General features: G+C 62.5%; 23 protein-coding genes and 1 tRNA gene. 9 read left to right on the forward strand and 15 right to left on the reverse strand.

Translation table 11 applies throughout. From position 1 onward, the window contains the following. The 5 genes from OCH239_RS08130 to OCH239_RS08150 are packed head-to-tail and all read right to left on the reverse strand — an operon-like array spanning nucleotide 1 to nucleotide 3302. Nucleotides 1-648 carry an RluA family pseudouridine synthase gene (locus tag OCH239_RS08130; RefSeq protein WP_037260832.1) on the reverse strand — a complete coding sequence of 216 codons (648 nt, stop codon included), beginning with the start codon at nucleotides 646-648 and terminating at the stop codon, nucleotides 1-3. 41 nt (nucleotides 649-689) lie between these two features. Continuing rightward, on the reverse strand, nucleotides 690-1586 hold the full coding sequence (locus OCH239_RS08135; RefSeq protein ID WP_037260835.1) for a homocysteine S-methyltransferase family protein: 897 nt from the start codon (nucleotides 1584-1586) through the stop codon (nucleotides 690-692). Between the two features lie 32 nt (nucleotides 1587-1618). Further along, nucleotides 1619-2236: a LysE family translocator gene (locus tag OCH239_RS08140; RefSeq protein ID WP_244430325.1), complete on the reverse strand. Its 618-nt coding sequence runs from the start codon at nucleotides 2234-2236 to the stop codon at nucleotides 1619-1621. Beyond that, nucleotides 2233-2847, reverse strand: coding sequence for a LysE family translocator (locus OCH239_RS08145; RefSeq protein ID WP_037260837.1), 615 nt, complete (start codon nucleotides 2845-2847; stop codon nucleotides 2233-2235). The genes OCH239_RS08140 and OCH239_RS08145 overlap by 4 nt, the downstream gene beginning before the upstream one ends. After that, a complete protein-coding gene (locus tag OCH239_RS08150) occupies nucleotides 2844-3302 on the reverse strand; it encodes a GAF domain-containing protein (RefSeq protein WP_037260840.1) in 459 nt (152 codons plus the stop codon). The genes OCH239_RS08145 and OCH239_RS08150 overlap by 4 nt, the downstream gene beginning before the upstream one ends. Before the next feature lie 148 nt (nucleotides 3303-3450). Here OCH239_RS08150 and OCH239_RS08155 point away from each other — a divergent pair, with 148 nt between their 5' ends. Then, nucleotides 3451-4056 (forward strand): LysE family translocator, encoded by a 606-nt coding sequence (locus tag OCH239_RS08155; RefSeq protein ID WP_037260842.1) that lies wholly within the window; start codon nucleotides 3451-3453, stop codon nucleotides 4054-4056. A gap of 66 nt (nucleotides 4057-4122) precedes the next feature. Next, nucleotides 4123-5082, forward strand: coding sequence for an acetyl-CoA carboxylase carboxyltransferase subunit alpha (locus tag OCH239_RS08160; RefSeq protein WP_037260845.1), 960 nt, complete (start codon nucleotides 4123-4125; stop codon nucleotides 5080-5082). On the opposite strand, the gene OCH239_RS08165 is transcribed toward OCH239_RS08160, so the two are convergent. Both OCH239_RS08165 and OCH239_RS08170 read right to left on the reverse strand, forming a co-directional pair. After that, entirely contained in the window at nucleotides 5079-5753 is a 675-nt protein-coding gene (locus OCH239_RS08165; protein WP_051489363.1) for a GntR family transcriptional regulator, read from the reverse strand. The genes OCH239_RS08160 and OCH239_RS08165 overlap by 4 nt on opposite strands. Before the next feature lie 80 nt (nucleotides 5754-5833). Beyond that, a complete protein-coding gene (locus OCH239_RS08170; RefSeq protein WP_037260847.1) occupies nucleotides 5834-6520 on the reverse strand; it encodes a M48 family metallopeptidase in 687 nt (228 codons plus the stop codon). 127 nt (nucleotides 6521-6647) lie between these two features. Between OCH239_RS08170 and OCH239_RS08175 the strand changes: the two genes are divergently transcribed. The 6 genes from OCH239_RS08175 (at nucleotide 6648) to OCH239_RS22610 (ending at nucleotide 10936) form a co-directional block, all read left to right on the forward strand. After that, nucleotides 6648-6974: a TIGR02300 family protein gene (locus tag OCH239_RS08175; protein ID WP_037260849.1), complete on the forward strand. Its 327-nt coding sequence runs from the start codon at nucleotides 6648-6650 to the stop codon at nucleotides 6972-6974. A gap of 95 nt (nucleotides 6975-7069) precedes the next feature. Continuing rightward, nucleotides 7070-7145 (forward strand) — tRNA-Ala (locus tag OCH239_RS08180). Between the two features lie 169 nt (nucleotides 7146-7314). Beyond that, on the forward strand, nucleotides 7315-7494 hold the full coding sequence (locus OCH239_RS23725; protein ID WP_280110503.1) for an AAA family ATPase: 180 nt from the start codon (nucleotides 7315-7317) through the stop codon (nucleotides 7492-7494). Beyond that, nucleotides 7488-7853, forward strand: coding sequence for an AAA family ATPase (locus OCH239_RS08185; RefSeq protein ID WP_280110504.1), 366 nt, complete (start codon nucleotides 7488-7490; stop codon nucleotides 7851-7853). The genes OCH239_RS23725 and OCH239_RS08185 overlap by 7 nt, the downstream gene beginning before the upstream one ends. Nucleotides 7854-8108: 255 nt before the next feature. Continuing rightward, nucleotides 8109-9194, forward strand: a complete 1086-nt coding sequence (locus OCH239_RS22050) for a dsDNA nuclease domain-containing protein (protein ID WP_084782282.1) — start codon at nucleotides 8109-8111, stop codon at nucleotides 9192-9194. Nucleotides 9195-9241: 47 nt separating this feature from the next. Next, the gene (locus tag OCH239_RS22610) at nucleotides 9242-10936 is read left to right on the forward strand and encodes a coiled-coil domain-containing protein (RefSeq protein ID WP_157577828.1); all 1695 of its coding nucleotides are present in this window, start codon (nucleotides 9242-9244) and stop codon (nucleotides 10934-10936) included. A gap of 142 nt (nucleotides 10937-11078) precedes the next feature. On the opposite strand, the gene OCH239_RS08195 is transcribed toward OCH239_RS22610, so the two are convergent. Then, nucleotides 11079-11660, reverse strand: coding sequence for a recombinase family protein (locus OCH239_RS08195; RefSeq protein ID WP_037260852.1), 582 nt, complete (start codon nucleotides 11658-11660; stop codon nucleotides 11079-11081). Nucleotides 11661-12061: 401 nt separating this feature from the next. Next, nucleotides 12062-12952 (reverse strand): LysR family transcriptional regulator, encoded by an 891-nt coding sequence (locus OCH239_RS08200; RefSeq protein ID WP_037260854.1) that lies wholly within the window; start codon nucleotides 12950-12952, stop codon nucleotides 12062-12064. A 103-nt stretch (nucleotides 12953-13055) separates the two neighbouring features. Between OCH239_RS08200 and OCH239_RS08205 the strand changes: the two genes are divergently transcribed. Continuing rightward, nucleotides 13056-13553, forward strand: coding sequence for a lactoylglutathione lyase family protein (locus OCH239_RS08205; RefSeq protein WP_037260857.1), 498 nt, complete (start codon nucleotides 13056-13058; stop codon nucleotides 13551-13553). A 62-nt stretch (nucleotides 13554-13615) separates the two neighbouring features. Here the strand turns inward: OCH239_RS08205 and OCH239_RS21670 are convergent, their stop codons facing one another. From OCH239_RS21670 to OCH239_RS08240, 6 genes are all read right to left on the reverse strand, one after another. Next, a complete protein-coding gene (locus OCH239_RS21670; protein ID WP_051489366.1) occupies nucleotides 13616-15229 on the reverse strand; it encodes a sensor histidine kinase in 1614 nt (537 codons plus the stop codon). Between the two features lie 611 nt (nucleotides 15230-15840). Beyond that, entirely contained in the window at nucleotides 15841-16965 is a 1125-nt protein-coding gene (locus tag OCH239_RS08215) for an NAD(P)-dependent alcohol dehydrogenase (protein ID WP_037260859.1), read from the reverse strand. Between the two features lie 567 nt (nucleotides 16966-17532). Continuing rightward, nucleotides 17533-18129, reverse strand: a complete 597-nt coding sequence (locus OCH239_RS08225) for an SDR family oxidoreductase (protein ID WP_037260862.1) — start codon at nucleotides 18127-18129, stop codon at nucleotides 17533-17535. An 84-nt stretch (nucleotides 18130-18213) separates the two neighbouring features. Then, on the reverse strand, nucleotides 18214-18888 hold the full coding sequence (locus OCH239_RS08230; protein WP_037260932.1) for a type 1 glutamine amidotransferase domain-containing protein: 675 nt from the start codon (nucleotides 18886-18888) through the stop codon (nucleotides 18214-18216). Nucleotides 18889-19290: 402 nt separating this feature from the next. After that, entirely contained in the window at nucleotides 19291-20403 is a 1113-nt protein-coding gene (locus OCH239_RS08235) for a zinc-binding dehydrogenase (RefSeq protein WP_037260865.1), read from the reverse strand. A gap of 660 nt (nucleotides 20404-21063) precedes the next feature. Then, on the reverse strand, nucleotides 21064-22392 hold the full coding sequence (locus OCH239_RS08240; RefSeq protein WP_244430326.1) for a serine hydrolase domain-containing protein: 1329 nt from the start codon (nucleotides 22390-22392) through the stop codon (nucleotides 21064-21066). Nucleotides 22393-22473: the final 81 nt, after the last annotated feature.

The following is a 22473-nucleotide window of genomic DNA, read 5'->3' on the forward strand; positions in this document are numbered from 1 at the left end:
TCAGAACGGCGGCTTGGCCCGGAACTTGACGCCCGCGCCGCCATTGGGATGCCGCAGCCGCAATTCCTCGGCGTGAAGCATCATGCGGGAATACTCCCCGGCCGTCTCCGGCGCGTAGAGCGGATCGCCCAGGATGGGATGCCCGAGCGCGAGGCAATGCACCCGCAGCTGATGGCTCCGCCCGGTCTGGGGATAGAGCCGCACCCGCGTCTCGTCGTCCCCCTGCCTCTGCACCTTCCAGTCGGTGATCGCGCTGCGCCCCTCGAGATGGTCGACCTTCTGCAGGGGGCGGTTCGGCCAGTCCACGGCGATGGGGAGATCGACGCTGCCCCTCGGTGGATCGAGACGGCCGGCGACGCGCGCGACATATGTCTTCTTCATCTGCCGTTTCTCGAATTGCAGGCCGAGATGCCGCTGCGCGTGGGGCGTCAGCGCAAAGACCATGACGCCCGAGGTGTCCCGGTCGAGACGGTGGACCAGCAGAACCTCCGGGAAGGCGACCTTCAGGCGTTCGATCAGGCAGTCCGACAGCTCCGGCCCCTTGCCCGGCACGGAGAGCAGCCCCGCGGGCTTGTCGACCACGAGGATCTCGTGATCGGCATGGAGGACCGGGATCTCCTCCTGCGGCGGGTCGTAGCTGCCTGTCATGACCCGGCCTCCTGCCAGCGCGCGGGTCCGCCCGCAAGCCGTCAGGCGATCTCGTGTCCGCCGGCGCGCAGATGCCGCGCCACGGCAGCGATGTGGGCGGGGCCGGTCTCGCAGCATCCCCCGACGATCTCGGCCCCACGGGAGAGCCAGTCCGCAGCGAAGTCCGCGTACCGATCCGGCCCCATGTCGCGCCGCGCCGAAAGGCGGTCGACGGCGGGCCGCGCCGCGAGAAACTCCTCGGTGATCGTCTCGAAGCCATTGGCATAGGCGCCGCGCGGGCATGTCACGCCCGCCAGAGCGTCAAGCGCGTCTCCCACCGCTTCCGGCGCCGAGCAATTGATCAGGACGGCCTCGGCGGCGCTGTCGCGCACCAGCGGGACGAGTTCCGACACCTCTTCGCCCGAGCGCAGCCTGGTGCCGTCGGTGTCCGAGACGGTGACCGCGAGCCAGCAGGGTCGCTTGGTCGCCTGCATCGCCGCCAGCGCGGCGCGGGCGTGACCGACCGAGGCAACGGTCTCGAAGATCAGAAGGTCGGTCTCGGGCGAAAGCACCGTGACCACATCGGTATATTCCCCGACGGCGGTGCCGTGATCGGGAAAGAGGTCCGGCCGGTAGGTCGCCCGGAGCGGTCCGATGGCGCCCGCGACGAGGCCGAACCCGTGCGCATCGCGCGCCGCCCGCGCCTCCTCTATCGCCAGCGCCCTTAGTTCCCCGATCCGGTCGCCGAGCCCGTCATGGCTCAGCCGGTCGGGCAGGATGGCATAGGTGTTGGCGGTGGCGATCGTGGCTCCGGCCTCGAAGAAGTCGCGATGGACCCGTTCCGTCAGGCCAGGCCTGTCGAGCAGCACCCGCGTCGCCCAGAGCGGATCGTCCGTCGCCGACCCGCGCTTTGCGATCTCCTGGCCGACGCCGCCGTCGAGTAGCGTGATCCGCGCCATGCCCGTATTCCCCTTCGATGATGCGGCCGGATCTAGGCTACCACCAGCCGGACGGCCAGTGCCGCGAAGACAAGGGCGGACATGCGATCGAGCAACCTCGACCGAGCGGCGAGCCGGGACCGCAGCACACCCCCCGCCGCCCCGTACGTGCCGGTTACGAGAAGACCGGTCAGGGCGAAGAGCGTTCCGAGGACGAGCAACTGCGCCCAGACCGGCCCGCGGTCCGGATCGGCGAATTGCGGCAGGAAGGCGAGGATGAAGAGCGCGACCTTGGGGTTCAGCACGTTGGTCACGACACCCTTGCCGAAGGCGCGCAGAAGGCTCTCGGTGCCAGCCTCATCGGTCTCTGGTGGCGTTGCCCGCCATGCATGCAGCGCGAGCCACGCAAGATAGGCCGCGCCCGCGTAGCGCACGAGATCGAGCGCGGCGGGCGTCGCCGCCAGAACCGCCGCCAGCCCTGCGGCGGTGAGGAGGACGTGAAAGAGGCAGCCGACCGCCACTCCAGCCGCAGCGGCGATCCCGGCACGCGGACCGCCCCGGGCGCCGCAGGCAAGCGCGAACATCACGTCCGCGCCGGGGGTGAGGTTCAGCACAAGCCCCGCGCCGAGGAAGGCCGCCAGCGTCCCGGCGTCTGGCAGCAGCGCGATCACCCGATCACCGCCGAGGCGGCCAGCGCGATCCCGTAGGCGATGAAGCAGGCCGCGAGGCCGCGGCGCACCCAGACCTCGGCAATCGCCGACAGAGCCCGCTGACCGAGCCAGGCGCCGAGGGCGGTATAGCCGGTATAGCTCGCCGCGGTGATGACCAGCGCGGTCGGGACGATCAGGATCATCTGCGTCCAGATCGGCACGCCGGGTTCGACGAATTGCGAGAAGGCGGCGAGGTAGCCCGCGACGCTCTTGGGGTTGATCGCCGCGATCAGGAATGCGCTCAGCCAGACGGAGCCGGCGCGGGCGGGCGCCTCACCGAGATCGCGCGCCGCCGACCGCCAGGTCCGGATGCCGAGCCCGATCAGCACCGCCGCTCCGGCGATCCGCGCGATGCCGAACGCCGCTGGCGAGGCGGCGATCAGCGCCGTCACGCCCGCAGCCGAGAGGCACAGGAACAGGAGCGCCTGCGCGAGGATCGCACTCACCCCGATGAGCGCGCGCGGCAGGCCGAGCGTCATGCCGTTCCGGATGCAATTGACCGCGTTCGGCCCCGGGGAGGTGACGAAGACGACCCAGAACGCCGCGAAGACGAGCCATCCGCCGAAGCTCATTCGGCGCGAGCGAAGGCATCGCGCAGGATCGCCTCGAGCGCGGCCGCATCGCCCGGGCCGAAGGCGGACGGCCGGTCGCTGTCGATGTCGAGCACCGCGATCAGGCCCCCCGTGCCGTTCCGAACCGGCAGCACGATCTCGGAGCGCGTCGAGGACGAGCAGGCGATGTGCCCGGGAAACGCCTCGACGTCATCGACGATCTGCACCTCGCCGGTGCGCGCTGCAGCGCCGCACACACCGCGGTCGAAGGGGATGACGAGGCATCCATGCCCGCCCTGATACGGCCCGATCTTCAGCAGCTCCGGCCCGACGACACGATAGAACCCCGTCCAGTCGAAGCGGGCATCGGCGTGGTGGAGCTCGCATGCCACCGTCGCCATCAGCGCCACCGCATCCGTCTCGCCCTCGGTGAGGCTGGCGATCGTCTTGCTGAGTTCGGCGTAATCGGCCTGCATTTCCGGTCTCCCTAAGGTCTCGCACACGGTCGGGCTACCGGAGCCGTCCCGCTCCGGCAAGCGCCGCCGCCCATGCACTTCCAAAAGGCGCACACGGAGCCACATCGCGGCGATTGCACCTTCCCGCCGGTCGTGCTTCCTGCGTGCCATGACGCTCGAGCTCTTCACCGCCCTTCTGGCTTTCGCCCTCGTGACAGTGATCACGCCGGGGCCGAACAACTTCATGCTGATGGCCTCGGGGGCGAATTTCGGCGTCGCGCGAAGCCTGCCGCACATGGCCGGCATCGCGCTCGGCTTTCCGGCGATGGTGTTCTTCGTCGGATTGGGGGTGATGTCGGTGTTCGACCTCTGGCCACCCGCCTACACGATCCTGCGCGTCGCATCGGCGGCGTACCTGCTCTACCTCGCCTGGAAGATCGCAACCGCCGCACCGAAGTTCGAGAGCGAGAGCGGGGGCCGTCCGCTGACCTTCCTGCAGGCGGCGGCGTTCCAGTGGGTGAACCCGAAGGCCTGGTCGATGGGCCTCTCGGCGATCACGCTCTACGCGCCGGGCCGCGGCGTGTCCTCGGTGCTCTGGGTTGCGGGGGTCTACGTCGCCTGCTCGCTGATCTCGACCTCGGCCTGGACCGTTCTCGGCACGGCGATCGGACGCCTTCTCGGCGCGCCGCGCCGACTGCGGATCTTCAACATCGCCATGGCGATCCTGCTCGTCGCGACGCTCGTTCCAGTGTTCCTCGCCGGCTCTGCGGGCTGACCCGGCGCGGTTGCATCCGCCCCTCCCCTCCGCCATATCGGGCTCAAACCGCGGAGCCCCGATCCCATGCACTATCTCGACTTCGAAAAACCCCTCGCCGAGATCGAAGGCAAGGCCGAAGAACTGCGCGCCATGGCGGCGGCGAACCAGGAGATGGACATCGGCGACGAGGCCGCCGCGCTCGACCGCAAGGCCGAGACGATGCTGCGCGATCTCTACGGAAAGCTCACGCCCTGGCGGAAATGCCAGATCGCGCGCCACCCCGAGCGTCCGCATTGCAAGGACTACATCGCGGCGCTCTTCACCGAGTACACTCCGCTCGCCGGCGACCGCACCTTCGGCGACGACCACGCGGTGATGGGCGGTCTTGCCCGGTTCAACGACCGCCCGGTCGTGGTGATCGGCCACGAGAAGGGCAACGACACCCAGTCGCGCCTCACCCACAATTTCGGCATGGCCCGCCCCGAGGGCTATCGCAAGGCGATCCGCCTCATGGAGATGGCCGACCGCTTCGGCCTGCCGGTCGTCACGTTGATCGACACGCCCGGCGCCTATCCCGGCAAGGGCGCCGAGGAGCGCGGCCAGTCCGAGGCCATCGCCCGCTCGACCGAGACCTGCCTGCAGATCGGCGTTCCACTGGTGTCCATCATCATCGGAGAGGGCGGATCGGGCGGCGCCGTCGCCTTCGCCACCGCCAACCGCGTGGCGATGCTCGAGCACTCTGTCTACTCGGTCATCTCGCCCGAGGGCTGTGCCTCGATCCTCTGGAAGGACAGCGAGAAGATGCGCGAGGCCGCCGAGGCGCTGCGCCTGACCGCTCAGGACCTGCACAAGCTGGGCGTCATCGACCGGATCATCTCCGAGCCGCTCGGCGGCGCGCACCGCGATCCCGAAAGCACCATGGCGAGCGTCGCCGCGACGCTGACCGCCATGCTCGGCCAGCTCGAGGATGTCAGCCGCAAGGATCTCGTGAAGACCCGTCGCGAGAAGTTCCTCAAGATGGGCTCCAAAGGCCTCGCCGCCTAGACGACCAGCATCCTCAGCCCCTGCGTCACGTCCGATCGGACGGCAAGGCGCAGCCCGGGCTCGTCCCCGGCCTTGAGCGCGGCGATGATCAATCTGTGATAATGCGGCGCCTCGGACCGGCGCAGCCGCGTGTAGAGCGCCCGCATCGTCGGGCCGAGCTGCAGCCAGACCGTCTCCGCCATCGCCAGCATCGCCGGAGCCTGGGCGCGCAGGTAGAGCGTGCGGTGGAACTCGAGATTGGCCCGGATGTAGCCGACCGCGTCGCGGTTCGCGACGACGTCCGAGATGGTCGAGTTGATGGTCTGAAGGCGCTCGATCAGCGCCATGTGGGCCCGCGGCAGCGCCCGGCTCGACAGCTCGACCTCGAGCAGCGCGCGGAGCGCCGCCAGCTCCTCGATCCGCTCGTTCGACAGCTCCGGCGTCGAGACGCGGCCCGAGGCCGACATCGACAGTGCCCCCTCCGCGACCAGCCGCTGGACGGCCTCCCGGGCCGGCGTCATGGAGACGTCGAACTCCCGCCCGATCCCGCGCAGCGTCAGCGCCTCCCCCGGCGCGATCTGGCCGAACATGATGCGCGAGCGCAGGCCGCGATAGACCCTGTCATGGGCCGAGGGTGCCGGATCCGAGGCGCGTGGGCCGAAGATCGGCGAGGAGCGGGACGACGAGAGCATCGGGCCATGTGATCACAAACCGTGGCCGCGTCAATCCGGGCACGTCGCCGGGACCGAAGAACGCCCGACGGAACCCGCGCTCAGAACCGGTAGCGGTGCAGCCCTCCGCCCTCGCGGCGAAGCCAGGTCCGCGGCGCGCGCCAGTCGCCGTAGAGCTCGGTCACCGTGTCCCAGAAGGCGCGGCTGTGATCCATGTGCCGAAGATGGGCGACCTCGTGCGCGGCCACATAGTCGAGCACCTCAGCCGGCGCGAGCACGAGCCGCCAGGAATACATCAGCGCGCCCGCCGAGGAGCACGAGCCCCAGCGCGAGCGGGTGTCGCGCAGCGTGAGCCGCGCATAGGGACGGCCGAGCGCCCGCGCGTAGGTGTCGGACGCCCCGGCCAGCCGGTCGCGCGCCCTTGCCTTGAGCCAGGCTTGCGCCCGGACGCCCGCGCGGGCCGGATCTCCGGGCACCTCCAGAACGCCTTCCCCGAGGCGCACCCCACGTCCCTGCCCCGGGACGATCTCGTGAGGGATGCCTTCGATCGGAATGGTCGCGCCGATACCGACCTCCAAGTCCGGCGCGCGCGCCTCGAGATGGCCGCGCAGCCAATCCTCCTTCTCGCGCAGGAAGGCGAGCCCCTCGGCCTCCGGGACCCGACGGGGCAAGGTCAGCGTCACCTGCCCGTCCACCCCCGAGAGGCGCAGCGACATGCGGCGGGCCCGCGCGGAGCGGCGCAATTCGACGGGGATCGGCGGGTTGCCGGGCAGCGCGATACGCCCCATATCTCGACCTCATCATCCACGCGGCGACCACGGCCCAACGGACTTGACCGTTGACGGTCACTCCGGCTTATGGCAGGGGGCCGTGATCCACCGCAAGAGCCACCGATTTTCGTGAAAGGGACCTCCCATGCCGAAGGAAGAATGGGGTGTCAAACGCGTCTGCCCCACCACGGGCAAACGCTTCTACGACCTGAACCAGAACCCGGTCGTCAGCCCCTATACCGGCGAGGTCGTCGAGGTCGAGACCGGCAAGCGCAGCATGATCGCAGCCGATGCCGCCGACGGCGCCTCGCGCAAGTCGCAGAAGAAGAAGGGCGAGGACGGCGAAGGCAACGACGATGACGAGGACGTCAATGTCGAGCTCGACGACGACAGCGTTCTCGACGACGACGAGGACGAGGACAACGTCTCGCTCGACGAGATCGCGGACGTCTCGGACGACAACGACGACTGACCTCGCGTGAGGGGGGCGCGGAGCGGGATTTCCTCTTGATCCCGTCCGCCCCCTTGGATAGAGGACGCTCCACGGCGCCCGAGGCGCCGCGGAACGGGGCCTTAGCTCAGCTGGGAGAGCGCCTGCATGGCATGCAGGAGGTCAGGGGTTCGATCCCCCTAGGCTCCACCAATTCCTTCATGAAAAGCACCAGATAGTTCTGCCTTTTTCGTCAGAGGACTTGCCTCTGCCGCGCAGACGGGTGCTGTTTTCCCTACGAAAATCCATGCTGCCTTGATCCGCGCCTTTCGGAGCGTCGACCGCTGCGCAGCCCTTCCCCTGTCAAACCCGAGGATGGCGCATGAGCGACCATTTCTTCATCGTGACGGGCGGTCCCGGTGCGGGCAAGACCAGCCTGATCACCGAGCTCCCCCGCCGCGGCTTTCATACGATCCCCGAATCCGGCCGCACGGTCATTCGCGAGGAGATGGCGCGCGGCGGAGACGCCCTCCCCTGGGCGGGACCGCACGGCCTATGCTGAACCGATGCTCGAGCAGGACCTGCGCCCACAGCGCCGCACAGGCGCTCTCAGGCCCGGCGATCTTCGACCGCGGCATTCCCGACATCATTGGCTATCTGACGCTCTGCGGCCTTCCCGTGCCATCACACATCGCCGCAGCGGCCGAGGCAGCGAGTTACAACGCCCGCGTCTTTCTGGCCCCGCATTGGGATCGAATCTTCACACAGCACATCGAACGCAAGCAGACCTGTGCTGAGGCCGAAGCTACATTCACCGTCATGCGGGACACCTACACTATGCTTGGATACGAAATCATGGAGCTGCCGTACGTCGAAATTGAAAGGCGCGCCGACTTTGTCTGTAGGCGACTAGCTAGTTGACCGTCACCCCAGACGCCGCTGCTAAAACCGACAAGCTGCATGGTCCCTCCGACCTCCCATTGCTTAACGCTCACAGCCTTAACTGGACCTTAGGCATCACCCGAAGGGCTGCAGAGCAGCTTCTTCACTGAAGGAGCGGCTCAGGGGCACGGATGCAGGTCCTAAGTTGACCTCTCCGGCTAAGTGAGCCACGGGACCCTTAACATGGGGTCTGCTCTTGCCTTAGCGGAATTTTTCAGGAATTATTCCTAATAAATGCCGGATTTTGAAAGTAAAACTTTGTCCAGTCTTAAGCAGAAGCTTGCAACGACTAAACCGCGTGAAGACAGCGGAGCGCCAACGGCCAGCCGCTATCATTTCCAAGCTCTATGCGGGCTAGTATTGGCGCTGGAGAGACATAAGCTAGACGGTGATTATGCGCTGGTTTTTGAGTTTCACGATGACATCGCGATATTCGACAACTCAGTAAATCCGCAGAAGGTCAAGTTTTATCAAGTAAAGTCTAAGAAGAATGGCCACTGGACCACAGCGGCCTTGACAAAGCGTGATGCCAAAAAGCGCGAAGAAGCTTTTTCTTATTTAGGTAAAATGTATCAAAACGTTGTCGTGTTTAGCGGCAGTGTGGAATCCAGCACATTCCTAAGTAATGCCCCCGCCAAATTTGCTCCAGGCGACAAGCAAAGCTTCAGCCTGTCAGAGTGTGACGACGTCGATCTAGAGGGTATAATTAAAAAACTTAAAGAAGAGTTCTCAGACGAAGATACGATAAAAAGCGAACTCCTTTGGATCGAAAAATCTGACTTGAGCCTTGATGACGCAGATACCCATGCCAAGGGGAAGCTAGAAGCCTTTGTTGTCGAACATCTGGGGGAAGTTGAATTCTCACTGTCTGCGCTCTTCAAGGCGGTGTCAGAGGAATGCACATCCAAAGCACGTGCGACAAAGACTGACTTGGCAGACTACGACGATGTTGTAGCTCAACGGGGAATAACTCGCCAAGACACAGAGGGGTGGCTGCAAGCTGTGTCTGCTACTGTTAGTTGCCCAAAGTGGGAAGAAATCGCACCAGAAATCAACTTGCCCGCACCACAAAAGATACGTTTAAGGCGTGAGTGGAATGCCTATCGCGTTGCCGTTCTTAATCCTAACGAAGCGGTACGAAAGATTAGGCGAATGATTGCAGAGCATCTCTATGACCATGGCGGAACTAGCATGGACTTGAACGGGCTCCTGGCGAGTGCATTCTCAGCGCTGGAAGGCAGTGCACGTGCAGAGCTAGGAATGGCATCAGATGAACGTATAAAGGCTATGATTTTATATGAAGCGTATTCAATCGAATAAACTAGAGAACTACAAATCTCTAATACGAAACTTGAGGACGAAGCAGCATGAAAAAGCTGAAATTCAAAAAACTTTGGCTGCTGTCAAGTCAAGAAAAGAAGGCCAGAGTTGAGGATTTCAGCCAAGCGACTACCGCCGTCGTGGCAGACAACGATTTTGGAAAGTCAAGCCTAGTAAAATCACTGTACGCCACTCTTGGCGCGGACCCGTCACGCACGCCGGAAGCCTGGAAGAATGCAAATGTTGAAACACTTCTAGAATTCGAGATCGACAATAGAAGCTACCTTATTCTCAGGCAGTCAGGACGCTTCGCTCTCTTTGATGACTCAGGTTCCTTACTTTGGACAGCGAGTTCCATCGTCAAAGAGTTGGGGCCAAAGATCGGCGAGCTTCTTGATTTTGAGATTGTGACAAAGCTAAAGGGAGGCAAAAATGCAGTGCCTCCACCAGCATTTTGCTTCCTTCCCTTCTACCTTGATCAGGAGAAGGGGTGGGTAGACACATGGGCTTCATTTTCAGGATTGGAGATGGTGAGCGGTTATAAAGATGATATTGCTCGCTATCATACCGGAATCCGCCCTAAGGAGTTTTATCGAGCGAAAGCTGTGCGCGATGAAGCGGCAGCTGAACGCAATGAACTAGCCCAGGAACGCAAGGCTCTGTCCAAAGCGAAGAAGCGTTTTAGTGAAAAACGCAGAAATGTGGGTATTGCACTAGATATTGGTGCGTTTGAGGACAGGATCAAGGCGCTCTTGAGGGAACAAAACGCGCTGCAGTCGAGCTACGATGAAGTTCGGGGCGAAATTGGACAACTCCAGGCGCAAAGAACTTCTTCACAAGAAGAAGTAGAAATCGCGGCGAAGGTACTATCAGAACTTGAGGCAGATGTAAAATTCTCACAAAAGCTAAGCGAAGCTGAAATTGTGTGCCCAACTTGCAGCACTGTGCATGAAAATGACTTCGCCAACAGGTTCGGCCTTCACAATGATGCAGAGGCTTGTCGCATTATTCTTGTCGAGGCGAGGGCTAAAGTCGAGAAGCTTGATAGAGATATAGAGGCTAAATTTAGAGCGGTACCAGAGCTGCAGGGTCGCATCGGTCGAATTCAGGAAATTTTGGAGGAAACGAGAGGGGAAGTTAAACTCGGTGATATGCTGCGAGATGAAAGCGAGCGGATTGTCGATAACACCTTTGAGCAAGAGGAGCGTTCAATTGACGGCGACATTGGAGCATTGAATGACAGGATTGCGGAAGCAAGGAAAGAGATGAGCTCGTTCGACAAGAAGGAGCATAAAGATAGGATTATAAAATTTTACGCAGGAAAGCTTCGCGAATTTTGTACGAAGCTTGGAGTCGAAAATGTTCCTACAAATATGTGGGACAATATCCGCCCAACCGTTAGAGAGACGGGCAACAGAGCTCCGCGTCTTCTCCTAGCTTACAATTATGCAATTCTACACACTATTTTCAAATTTTCGACGTCATGCTTCTGCCCAATAGTTGTTGACACTCCCCTTCAACAAGACCCTGATCCGCAGAATTCAGAAAGAATGATCAAATTTGCGCTTGAGGAGCGCCCGCAAGGAAGCCAACTGGTACTGGCTACCGGTAGCTTGCATGGCGTCGAGTTGTCTGGGCGTGAGATCAATCCAGAAGCCAAAGAGCAGCTCCTAAGAGCAGATCAATATGAGGTCGTCCGAGAGCATATGTTGCCGTTTATGAACGCGGTTTTGGAGGATTGAAGTTTCCCATTCGATCAACTTTCACGTCCGATATACCCCCCCCCTTTCGTGAAAGAGTACTTCCCCGCCCTTGCAATTCTCCAGGAAGCCCCAGCGTTGTCGCTGATATAGCCGAATGCAACGGGCTGGATGAGGTCGGCCATCAATGTTTCGGTCCCTGCCGCGCCAGCGTGCGATAGACGGTCGGCCGCGAGACAGAGAAGAGGTCGGCCAAGTCCGACACCGAATACTCCCCAGTTGCGTGCATCCGTGTCAACTCCGCCGCCTGTCGGTCGGAGAGCTTTGGCTTCTTGCCCCTCAGCTTCCCTTTGGCGCGGGCCACCGCCATGCCCTCGCGGGTGCGAAGCCGGATTAGGTCGGCTTCGAACTCGGCGAAGGTCGCCAGCACATTGAAGAACATCCGCCCCATCGGATCGGCTGGGTCGTAGACCGTGCTTCCTAGCGCGAGCCGCACCCCGCGCTCAGCTAGCCCGTCGGCGATGTCGCGCGCGTCCGGCACCGAGCGGGCCAGCCGGTCGAGCTTGGGAACAACCAGCGTGTCGCCCGCGCGCACGGCAGCCAAAGCCTGAGCTAGTCCAGGCCGGTCGCGGTTGCGCCCGGTGAGTCCATGGTCGGTGTAAATGCGATCGGGGGCAACGCCGAGGTATTCCAGCTCCGCACGCTGCGCGGCGAGATCCTGAGCGTCGGTAGAACAGCGGGCATAGCCGATGCGAAGGTCTGTCATAGGAAAAATGTAACGTAAGAGGCCCGCTCAGAGATAAACAAATCGTACCAATCTATCGAGACAATGTTTCCCCAGCACCAGCAGAGGCCAGATGCGAGTTCAAAACTGTCCGGCAAAGGATCCTCTAACGTACACGCATCGGTCGTTCGCCGCATCGCGTGTGAGCGGCGGCACCGCGGGACCTTCCGGTCATTCGGCGGCCAACCGATGCGACTGCAGCATGACGTTGGAGGCGCTCGCAGCCGCAGCAAGCGGGGTTCTGCGTCGCGGCGCAGATCACGGAAGCGGTCGTTGAAAGCTGCGCCAAACCGGGAAATCTGAACCCACCTTTCGCTGCGCCTCATCGCAGCGCTACCGATGCGGACTTTCCAGCCGTTCAGGGTCGACAGCCGACCTTGTCCTCACCTGAGCTGTCCAGCCGCGTCCTCGATGATATCGCGCGCGTAGCGCACCCTCGCCGACAAGCGACGACCGCGCCGCATGACGAGCCAAAGTTCGTGCCAGCGGCGCTTCGGCAGCTGGACAACCCGGAGGCTTGCCTTGTCGGCGAAAGCTTCCACGCCGCTTCTGGGCAGGAGCGTGTAGCCGACTCCCTTGGCCACCGGGGCGGGAATCTGACCGATCTGGTTGACCGAGCCGCGCACGCTCAGCTGGTCGGCGCCAGGGTAGTCGTCCGGGTAATTGAGCCTCAGCAGGTCATCGGCATAGCCGTATCCGTCGGGATGCGCGATAAAGCCACGAGCTTCGAGATCGGCGAACGTCACCGGCGTGTCGCTGGCATCCGCAGGCAGGAGGAGGCACAGTTCCTCGCGCCCGAGATGTTGGGCCTCGAGGCGCGGGTGGTCGGGATTCGCCCCCAGTACGCCCAAATCGAACCGCCCCTCGAGAAGCCCCGACAGAATGTCGGCCTGCGGCGCCGCCGCGAGATGGACGCTCAGGTCGGGCGCGGCGCGCATCCAGGGCAGAAGGGTCGGGTAGAGCAGCATCGCAAAGCTGCCCGAGCATGCGATGTGGATCGCGCCGACATCGCGGTCGTCGGTCTCGATGTCGTCGCGCAGACGCTTCTCTTCGGCCCGGCGTGACAGGCCGAGGGAGAACACCGCCTCGCCCGCTGGAGTGGGGGTGAAACTCTTTCCCTGCCGGCTGATCAGCGCCTGCCCAACCTGCTGCTCGAGCTTTCTGAGATGCTGACTCACCCCCGGTTGGGTCATGTTCAGATGCTCTGCGGCACGGGTGAAGTGCCCGGTTTCGCACAGCGTGGTGAAGGTCTCGAGCCAGGTCGCGTTGAGCATCAGGTGATAACGCTGCGTTCTGATTTGTATGCCGATTGATAATTTCACAGAAGGACCTGCGCAGTCCATATCGGCATCGACGCAATGCTGAAGGAGACGCAGAATGGCCCCGACACCCCGCACCTTTTCCCACATCGGCCTGTCCGTCCCGGACCTCGAGGCCGCGGTGAAATTCTACTCCGAAGTCCTCGGCTTCTATGTGGTGATGGAGCCTTCGGAGACCGTCGAGGACGACAGCGCCATCGGGGTCATGTGTACCGACGTGTTTGGACCCGGATGGGGCTCGCTACGGATCGCGCATCTGTCGACAGCGGACGGCATCGGCATCGAGATCTTCGAATTTCCCGGCAATTACGCGCCCGAGGACAAGCTCGAGCACAAGCGCCACGGCACCTTTCACTTCGCGGTGCAGGATCCCGACGTCGAGGGTCTGCTCGAGCGCATCGTCGCGGCCGGCGGGCGACAGCGGATGCCCGTGCGCGAATACTTCCCCGGGACGAAGCCCTACCGGATGGTCTATGTCGAAGACCCGTTCGGCATCGTCTTCGAGCTCTACAGCCACAGCTACGAGCTCACGTACTCGGCAGGCGCCTACGCATGACTCGACGCGCCGGACTTGGATGGGCCGGCTCAACGCCAAGTACCTTCATCTGCCCCAACAAATTATAAAGCGCAGACGAAGTTCGCCTGGTCCAGTTTCCTGATAGGCGATCTGGCGCCGCACCCACAGGTCGTGCCCAGAACGGTCTGTGGGTACCGGCGCGGAATTTCGCGGGCGAGATGCCGTTCTGCGCTCCCATCCGTCCCTTCCTGAGATCTGACGGGCAAGTCAAAGCGGACCCGTGTCCCGGTGCCATCATGGTCCGATCGCATCTCGGCATCCAGCTGCCGGCCGAGCGTCTCGACCAGACGCCGGCCAAAACCACCAGTCGTGACAGTCCTTCTTTCCGATCCCGAATGGCTGCCGCCGGTTCCGTTATCCTCGATCTCCAGGATCAGACGGTCCGAGCCACTGCGCCGGAGTGTCACCTGTAGAGTGCCGCGTCTCTGGTTTGGGAACGCATGTTTGAATGCGTTGGTGACGACTTCGTTCACGATCAGCGCGAGCGGTATGGCGCGATCGGTGGCGACCCGGATGTCATCGGCGGAGACATCGAGAGAAATCCCACGTTCTTGGGCGCCCGACGCCTCCGCCAGATTCTGGCACAGCGTTCCGATGGAAGTCGCGAGGTCGACGAAACGCACGTCGTCGCCATGATATAATGTTCCGTGAACGGCGGCGATCGTTCGGACACGCGCCGCCGCATCGCGCAGACGATCGACACCCGCTTCGCCTCCGCGAGCTGCCTGCGCCGCTTCCATGTTGAGGATCGACGTGACCAGTTGCAACGAGTTCTTGACCCTGTGGTTGACCTCCGCCAGCAACAGATCGCGCGCCTCGATGGCAGCGCGGAGCTCCTCCTCTGTCTGATGCAGATCGGTGACGTCGACTACGATACCAGTCAGCTTGGAATGCTCGCCCGAGCCCCGGACAAGCTCCATGCGCGCGGACAGCCATCTGACCGTTCCGTCCGGCCAGACGGCACGGTACTGGTTGCTTTCTTGTGTCCGGCTCGGTGCGGTCCGCAGCTCCTCGATCAAGGTTATCGTGCGGCCCCGGTCCTTTTCGTGGACGCGCCTGTAATAGGCTGAGACATGGCGCCCCGCCTCGCCGGGGCCATAGCCGTGGAGGATCTCGAACTCCTCGGACACATCGACCTCATCGGTCTCGTAATCGAGCTCGAAGAAGCCGAGCTGTCCCCCCATTGTGGCCGCACGTTGCTTGGCGGCGGTAATCCTGGGGCGAATGATTTCCTGAGTGACGTCCCGGGTTGTCTGAAGCGCACCGATGATCTTTCCTGAGTCCTCAGGACCTTGGAATATTGGCGAGTGGGTAATCTGCCAGTAGCGCTCAATGAAGCTGCATCCGGACGCTGCGGGGAGATCATGTTGGAAGATTTCCATGGTGTCAGGCTCGCGGCTTGCAACCATACGGTCGAGCGAAGCGGCGACCGCCGGCCGGACGTCAACCTCCGGCAAGTGCGGGTTCGGCGGGAAGACATCGAACAGCTTGTGCCCAATGGCCGCCTCTCGTGGTACTCCTGTCAGCCGCGCATGGCGCCAGTTGAGGTCGATCACCGTCAGATCGAGCGTGTAGGCGATGTGAGCAAAAGGCGAGGATGCCATGAAGTCGAGTGAAGTTGGTGCATCCGTGCGCCCGGAGTCGTCAAAGTACATTGGTCAAATCTCGACGATCGGCCGGTGGAATGATTATAAGAGAACACGAAAATGTCTGTCGAGGAACGCGCGCAGCTTTGTCGAGCGGATATGCGCTCGCCGATATTAGACGTGTGCGATCGTGGACGCCACGAGTATCGTGATGCCTTCCGAGCTTGCCTGCAGTGAACTCACAATCAGGGAAGACGCTGCATCCCGTTGGTTGCACTTGTAGCCGACCGACATGGTCGCCGCGACCGTGCCCCGTCCAAAGGATGAATCGCCCGCGAAATCTGTCCGTCTAACCGGAGACACGATGCGTCATAGAGGCGGTATGGTGGTGCCCTACTTGCTGTTCGCCGCGCGTGTTCAGTTGTCACGGTAGACGCGAAAATGCCCGTGGCGTGCTCTCTCTACAGCTCCGCGGAGTACCGTCCGTTGAGGACGGAGGACGCGTGCAAGATGCCGCGCGGGTCGCGCCGGGAGTATCTATCCGCAAACCCTCCCACGGCGGTGAAGGCCAAAGGAGTCGACAGGCTCCAAACCGGAGATAAAACGGTCGCAACCACTCCCGGGACCAGTTCGGTGGCCCTGCTCAGGGCAGGGCCACCCCAGATCGCGCCACTCGCTTCTTATCCTGCTTCAGGCTGGAAGCGCACCGGCTCCTCCGCACGCGAGGCGTTTTGAGACATAGACTCGCGGCTATCTCTTAGCGACCTCATGTCGATCACGTGCCGGAAGTGTCCGATGCCACCCTGCTCAAGGCTGTCGAGCGCGTCGTTCACATCGTCGATGCCGATCATCTGGATCGCAGGGGCGATGCCGTGCTCGGCGCAGAGGTCGAGCACTTCCTGCGTGTCCTTGATCCCGCCAATCAGCGAGCCGCCGATCGTGATGCGGTTGAATACCATCGGCCCGGGCGAGAACGCCTCCAACTCGATCATGTTGCCGACGATCTGAAGTCGTCCGTCATGCCGCATGAGGGAGAGGTAAGGCGCGATGTCGAACGGAACCGGGATCGTGTTGATCATCAAGTCTACACTGCCCGCCTCGGCTTCCATCGCGTCCTCATCGGTCGGGTCGACCACCTTGTCGGCGCCCATCTCGAGGATTTCGGCACGCTTTTTTTCCGAGCGCGAGAACGCCACAACCGTCGCGCCGAGGGCCTTGGCAATCTGAACCGCCATGTGGCCAAGACCGCCAACCCCGGCGACCGCAACGGTATGTCCGGGTTTCAGACCGAACTCTTTCATCGGCGCATAGACTGTGATGCCGGCGCAGAGGATCGGTGCCGCGGCCGCGGAGTCGATCGCATCGGGGATGCGAAGCACAAATTCCTCACGCACCACGATGGTTTCGGTGTAGCCGCCATAGGTGTTCACGCCGGAGGGGATCTTAGTTCCGTTATAGGTCAGCGTCGCGCTCACCGGGCCTTCGCAATATTGCTCGTCATGCGCCTCGCACGGACCGCAGGACTGACACGAATTGATCATGCAGCCGACGCCGACACGATCGCCTTCCTTATACGCGGTGACGCCAGGACCGGTCTTGCGAACGATGCCGACGATCTCGTGTCCTGGAATGCAGGGCCAGACGGTGTTGCCCCAGTCGTTGCGCGCCTGGTGCAGATCGGAGTGGCAGACGCCGCAATGGGTAATCTCGATCTCAACCTCGCCCTCGCGCGCTTCGGGCTGGTTGAAAACGATGGGCCCGAGGCGGGATGTCGCGTCGAAGGTGCCGTAGCCAAGAACGTCCATGAATACTCCATGTGTTGTCCTCCCCGCGCCGGAACAACCGCATGCAGGTTCAGTTCCGGAGCGGTTTGTGTCGGTCACCCCGTCGTGACATGACTTAGGGGTAGCCTTTTGCTTTGTCTGTCCTTCGATTGCGGCTGTGTAGCTCAGCGGTAGAGCGGCCGCTCAAGACGGTCTGTCCGGGAGTTCGATCCCTGCTGAGTCACCAACGGATCGCCCGGTCGCAGCGACATGCGACCGATGCCCAAATGGCGGAACGGCAGACGCGGCGGCGTGAGGGGGCGTCGGCCGAACGGCAGTGCAAATTCGAGGCTCGCTTTGGGCACCGGCATACCGGCAGGCGCCTCGTCCGACAGCGATTTCCGCAAGCCGTTGTCGCGCTCGGCGGAGAAGTCCTGGCTATCATGGATGGCTCATGATCACCATATTGCAGGTTAGGATCCCGCCCGCGCACCCATTAAGGCCGACTGGCGTTTCTCGTCTGACCCGCCCTCGACTTCGGGAACTATGCGAGTCACAGAGTTGCGTTTCACGACAACCGCCATCACGGTGCCCGGAAATGCGAGACCATCAGGCGGACTGCATCAACAGGGCCTTGCCGGGCCACTCGTTGTCTTCCACGGCATTGGCCAAGAGGAAGGCCACATCTCCGCGCGCGGCGGTTGCCTCTACGTCGACGTCCTCGCCTAATCGAATGTCACGAGTGCCGTCCTCTTCGGTCAGCGCAACAGGGCGCAGGATGGCGTATTCTATCCCAGATGCCATGAGGTGTTCGTCGGCGTCGTGCTTCGCTTGAAGGTAATGGGCCAACTTGCTGTCCACATCGGGATTGTCGGCACCCACCGTGCTGAGCATGACGAAACGCGACACCTTGGACTGCACAGCAAGATCGATCAGGCGTTTTGCGCCGTCGCGGTCGATCTTGTCGGTCATGTCCGGGCCTGTTGAACTGCCTGAGCCCGCGGCGAAGACGACCACGTCGCAACCTTCGCAGACGGTGTCGTTCAGGTCTGCCAAGTCTCCGTGACGCAATTCAACGTCTTCGGGAAGCGCGCTCTTGTCCGAGCCGTCGCGCACCAACGCGATCGGGTCATGGCCGCGTGTCTTCAGCTCTTTGACAAGGCGCAGGCCGGTCTTGCCGGTGGCACCGGCGACGAGGATTTTCACATTGGTCTCCTTTGATCATGGGGCGGTCTTGCACGTGGCGACGACCGGGCGGCCTCGGTGGACCCGCTGCGCCCGGTCGGTGTGTCAGAGCATAGCGAGAAGCTTGCGCGCCGCTTCTTCCGACGATGCGGGGTTCTGACCGGTGACCAGCTTGCCGTCAGTGACGACGAACGACGTCCAATCGTCGCCCTTCTCGTAGCTTCCGCCATTGGTCTTCAGCATGTCCTCGACGAGGAAGGGCACGACGCCGGTCAGGCCGACGCCTTCTTCTTCGGTGTTGGTGAAGCCTGTCACGGTCTTGCCAGCCACCAGCGGTTTGCCGTCCGCACCCTTGGGGTGCTTGAACACGGCAGGCGCGTGGCAGACCGCTCCGACCGGACGGTCACTGTGTGCGAAGGTCTCGATCAGGCGGGTGCTGTCAGCATCCTCGGCCAGGTCCCACAACGGTCCATGGCCACCGGGATAGAAAATAGCATCGAAGCCTGTCGCATCGATCGATGACAGCACTTCGGTATGGGCAAGCACCTTCTGGGCATCTGCGTCTGATTTGAAGCGCTCGGTCGCCTCGGTCTGGGCATCCTCGGTGTCGCTGCCGGGATCGAGCGGCGGCTGGCCGCCTTTGGGGGAGGCAAGCGTGATGTCCGCGCCCGCGTCCTTAAAGACGTAATAAGGCGCCGCAAATTCTTCGAGCCAGAAGCCCGTCTTCTTTCCGGTATCACCAAGTTGGTCGTGCGAAGTGAGAACCATCAGGATCTTCATGGTCATAACCTTTCATCGAGTTTGAGATTGGATAAGTCTGCGTACGGCAGGGTGGCTTCGGAGCAAGGGAACAAACGGTGCAGTCAGTCGTTCCGGGCGGACCGTCGGCTGACGTCCGGGCAGCCAGGCCGATTGTAGTTCGCCCTCGTTCAGCGCTGCGCAAAGTGAAGCTTCGCACACGCTACGCTCAATCGCGCCGCGAAGACACTTCGGGTCGCTCGGATCGTCCCGAGTGTCACGCATTCCCGATCGGGCAAGATGGCAGAGAGCGGACCCCTCGCTGGCGGGACACGGACGGAAAAGATGCGCAGGAAGCAGCCTGAGGATGATTGCCTGCAAAATGCCTCAGTCCAAGTGAGAAGCACAGCCTTATAGCGGCTGCGGCCGTGCTTCTCGGGTTGATCACCCCCACGGTGTGACGAGGTACTTCTCACCGGTACGCATGGTGCGGTAGTCCATCACGGCGTCTTTTGTCAGCATCTCCTCCAAAGTGACGCGCTCCTTGTAGTGGCTCGCGAAGGTCGTCGTGAGATTATCGCGAACGCGCCGACGCATGCGATCCATGGCATCCTGCCCGACTGACTGGAGGAAGGGGAACAGCAGCCAGCCCGACAGTGTCCAGCCGAAGCCGTAGCCGGGCGTCAGGATCGTCGCGCCGGTATCGAGACGGCCGTAGATGAACATGCGCTTCTGCTGGTTCGAGCCGTAGCGCGAATATTCGGTCATCCGTTCTATCGCGACATGCTCCATTGCCTTGAACGCCGTATCGACGAGCTTTCCGCCGCCCACGGGGTCGAACCCATAGGACGCGCCGGTGTCGCGGATGGCGGCGGTCAACTGGTCCATGAAATCCTCGTCGGAGGAATTGGCTACGTGAGCCGCACCCAGATCCTTGAGCAGGTCAGCCTGGTCGCTCTTGCGCACGATGTTGACCAGCCCGATCCCGTCCTCCCGGCAGATGCGGGTGAGCATCTGGCCGAGGTTCGACGCGCCGACCGTGTGCAGGATGGCGTCCTGCCCGTCCGCCCTGGCGTTCTCGACGAAGCCCAAGGCGGTCATCGGGTTGACGAAGGCGCTCGCTCCCTCTTCCGACGCATGGTCGCCGAGCGGTAGGCATGTCCCGGCATCGGCCATGCAATACTGGCTGTATGCGTTACCCGGTACGCAGGACACGCGCTGTCCCATCAGGGCCTGCGCTGCATCGCTGTCGCCCGCGGCGATCACCGTACCGGCGCCTTCGTTGCCCGCGGGCAGCTTCAGGCCGTGGCGGGTTATTGACGCGGCGTTGGCTTGTTTGGGCATCTTGGCCACAAACTTGCCCGGACTGTACTCCGCATTGTCCATGTCAGCGCCACCGACGAGGATCGCGAGGTCGGACGGGTTGATCGGGGCGGCTTCCATGCGAACCAATACTTGGCTGCCGGTGGGATCGTCGAAGGTCACGTCCTCCAGCGAGACGGTCAGCGTGCCGTCCGCCTCCAACGTGGTGAAGAGGTGTTTTCCGGTGGTGGCCATTGCGGGGTCCTTTGCTCAAGGTGTTTCGGTTAACAACTAAACCAATCGGTTCAGATATCACGGCGCACGGTCGGAGCATGACGTGACGGGATGACGTCTGTGTGGTGGATTGTCGGATTGGCGGGGTCGGAAGAAACGGGACGCACGCGTTAAGGCACGATGCTCGCTAAACGTAGGAAAGGGGTGCTGTCCGCTTCCCAATGACAAAAGGTTGCGGGCTTTCCGATGTCCTCAGACCGAGCTGTTTCGGTTGGCTCGCGTACGGTCCCACAAGGTAAAGGACAGGGTGACTCTGCCAACGTGCGCCAATACGATTCTGCTGTGCGATGTCACGAAAGTCGGGCTCGCGGAGCCTGCATCGTGGCGACGATAGTCGCAGAGAATGGCAGGTCAGGGCCGGTCGTTACTCGGGCCGAGTTGCTGCGCGCGAAGAAAGCGGCACGGCGGACCTACCGGTAATTCGCCGCACATGCTCGGTTTATGCTGCGCCTGCGCAGTCACCCGAGAGGAAGGTCGGTGAACTGCCCTTCGCCGCGAAGGCGAGATGATCTGCGCCAATCTGCAAGATCGGAAGTCTTGGCGCCAGATTATCCGGCGTGCAGATGCGGCCACACGTGATGCTTCGGATCCGAAGCGGATGTACTTCCGGCACCCCGAACGCTATCTTGCCATGAGATGGTCGGCGACCGCCTGGTAGGCGGGCAGCGAGGTGGGATCGATGAAGCCGTTCTGCGCGCGGGGGTAAGATGCGACGCGAACCAGAACCATTTCGGCGGTGGGGTCGACGTAGATCGTCTGACCGTGGGCGCCGCGTGCGGCATAGGCGCCGTGCTCGTTGTGGAAAATCCACCACTGGCTTGTGTAACTGCCGTTCGGGATCGTCGGAAAACCTGCAAACTTCGACCGGTCGCCACCGGCGGAGATCTTCTGTGCCACCTCCGCCGGGAACAGGCGCTTACCGTGGATCTCGCCCTCGTTCAGCATCAGCGTGCCTAGACGCGCGAGATCGCGCAGGCCCGCCGTGACGCCTCCGCCCGCGAAGGGCACGCCCTTTGCGTCCACAGTCTGATGGGCGTCCATCTCGGCGCCCATCGGGCGCCAGAGGCGCTCTGAGGCGAGGTCGGTCACCGACTTCCCCGTCACGCGGCTGATGATCCAGCCGAGCATGTCGGAGTTGATCGTCTTGTAGTGGAATGCGTCCCCGTGATTGCCCTCCGGCTCAACCTGCTGGAAATACTCCCAGTAGCTGTCCGGCCCCTCGTAATCGGCCGGCTTGGGCAGCGGGCTCGCCGCCCGCGAATAGTCCCAGATTTCGGCGTTCGGGTCCGAGTAGTTTTCGGAATACTGGACCCCCGTGGTCATATCCATGACCTCCCGGACGGTCGAGCTCGCGACGGCACTGTCGCCGATCTCCGGGACCACCTCACGGACAGGACGCGTGTCGTCCAGCACGCCCTCGGCCAAGAGAATTTCGGCCAGGAGCCCTGTGATCGACTTCGTCATCGACATGATCGCATGCTTGCCGTCTTCCTCGAGGCAGCCGAAGTAGCGCTCGTAGACCACCTCTCCCCGATGCATGACGATCATGCCGTCGGTGTAATTGGCGTAGAGCGACTCCTCCCACGTAATCTCCTCCGTGCCGTCGATCGGCATGAAGGTAAGAGCGTCGATCTCCAGGGCGAGATCGGCGAACTCGGACGGGGTGGGATAACTCAGCGGAACAGGGGCTCCGACTCCTCGTCTGATCACTTCCGTGGGCAGAAACTCGCGAAGGTGACACACCGACCAGCGCAACTTGGGGAAGCTGAAATAGTTGCTGTCGGGCTGTGTGATCAGCTTGTCGTCAGGCGGCGGGAAACCCTGCATCCACCCGATCACGTTTGGATCGGACTCCTGAGCCGAGAACACGTCCGTCTGTGCGGGAACCGATGTTGCAGAGATCGCGGTCACAATCGTGGCTATGCCAATCCCGGATACGAGCCGATCCACTTGCTTCTCCCTTTGTCAGAAACCCGGCATTCATCCTGACGCTTTGATGCAATTACGGAGAGCTATGGCTGAAAATGGGTG

Source organism: Roseivivax halodurans JCM 10272 (genome assembly GCF_000521785.1).
GTDB classification, from domain to species: domain Bacteria; phylum Pseudomonadota; class Alphaproteobacteria; order Rhodobacterales; family Rhodobacteraceae; genus Roseivivax; species Roseivivax halodurans.

Coding starts and splice junctions, on each gene's coding strand:
- OCH239_RS08130 (WP_037260832.1), bottom strand. CDS start 648: ATGACAGGCAGCTACGACCCGCCGCAGGAGGAGATCCCGGTCCTCCAT.
- OCH239_RS08135 (WP_037260835.1), bottom strand. CDS start 1,586: ATGGCGCGGATCACGCTACTCGACGGCGGCGTCGGCCAGGAGATCGCA.
- OCH239_RS08145 (WP_037260837.1), bottom strand. CDS start 2,847: ATGAGCTTCGGCGGATGGCTCGTCTTCGCGGCGTTCTGGGTCGTCTTC.
- OCH239_RS08150 (WP_037260840.1), bottom strand. CDS start 3,302: ATGCAGGCCGATTACGCCGAACTCAGCAAGACGATCGCCAGCCTCACC.
- OCH239_RS08155 (WP_037260842.1), top strand. CDS start 3,451: ATGACGCTCGAGCTCTTCACCGCCCTTCTGGCTTTCGCCCTCGTGACA.
- OCH239_RS08160 (WP_037260845.1), top strand. CDS start 4,123: ATGCACTATCTCGACTTCGAAAAACCCCTCGCCGAGATCGAAGGCAAG.
- OCH239_RS08165 (WP_051489363.1), bottom strand. CDS start 5,753: ATGCTCTCGTCGTCCCGCTCCTCGCCGATCTTCGGCCCACGCGCCTCG.
- OCH239_RS08170 (WP_037260847.1), bottom strand. CDS start 6,520: ATGGGGCGTATCGCGCTGCCCGGCAACCCGCCGATCCCCGTCGAATTG.
- OCH239_RS08175 (WP_037260849.1), top strand. CDS start 6,648: ATGCCGAAGGAAGAATGGGGTGTCAAACGCGTCTGCCCCACCACGGGC.
- OCH239_RS23725 (WP_280110503.1), top strand. CDS start 7,315: ATGAGCGACCATTTCTTCATCGTGACGGGCGGTCCCGGTGCGGGCAAG.
- OCH239_RS08185 (WP_280110504.1), top strand. CDS start 7,488: ATGCTGAACCGATGCTCGAGCAGGACCTGCGCCCACAGCGCCGCACAG.
- OCH239_RS22050 (WP_084782282.1), top strand. CDS start 8,109: ATGCCGGATTTTGAAAGTAAAACTTTGTCCAGTCTTAAGCAGAAGCTT.
- OCH239_RS22610 (WP_157577828.1), top strand. CDS start 9,242: ATGAAAAAGCTGAAATTCAAAAAACTTTGGCTGCTGTCAAGTCAAGAA.
- OCH239_RS08195 (WP_037260852.1), bottom strand. CDS start 11,660: ATGACAGACCTTCGCATCGGCTATGCCCGCTGTTCTACCGACGCTCAG.
- OCH239_RS08200 (WP_037260854.1), bottom strand. CDS start 12,952: ATGCTCAACGCGACCTGGCTCGAGACCTTCACCACGCTGTGCGAAACC.
- OCH239_RS08205 (WP_037260857.1), top strand. CDS start 13,056: ATGGCCCCGACACCCCGCACCTTTTCCCACATCGGCCTGTCCGTCCCG.
- OCH239_RS21670 (WP_051489366.1), bottom strand. CDS start 15,229: ATGTACTTTGACGACTCCGGGCGCACGGATGCACCAACTTCACTCGAC.
- OCH239_RS08215 (WP_037260859.1), bottom strand. CDS start 16,965: ATGGACGTTCTTGGCTACGGCACCTTCGACGCGACATCCCGCCTCGGG.
- OCH239_RS08230 (WP_037260932.1), bottom strand. CDS start 18,888: ATGAAGATCCTGATGGTTCTCACTTCGCACGACCAACTTGGTGATACC.
- OCH239_RS08235 (WP_037260865.1), bottom strand. CDS start 20,403: ATGGCCACCACCGGAAAACACCTCTTCACCACGTTGGAGGCGGACGGC.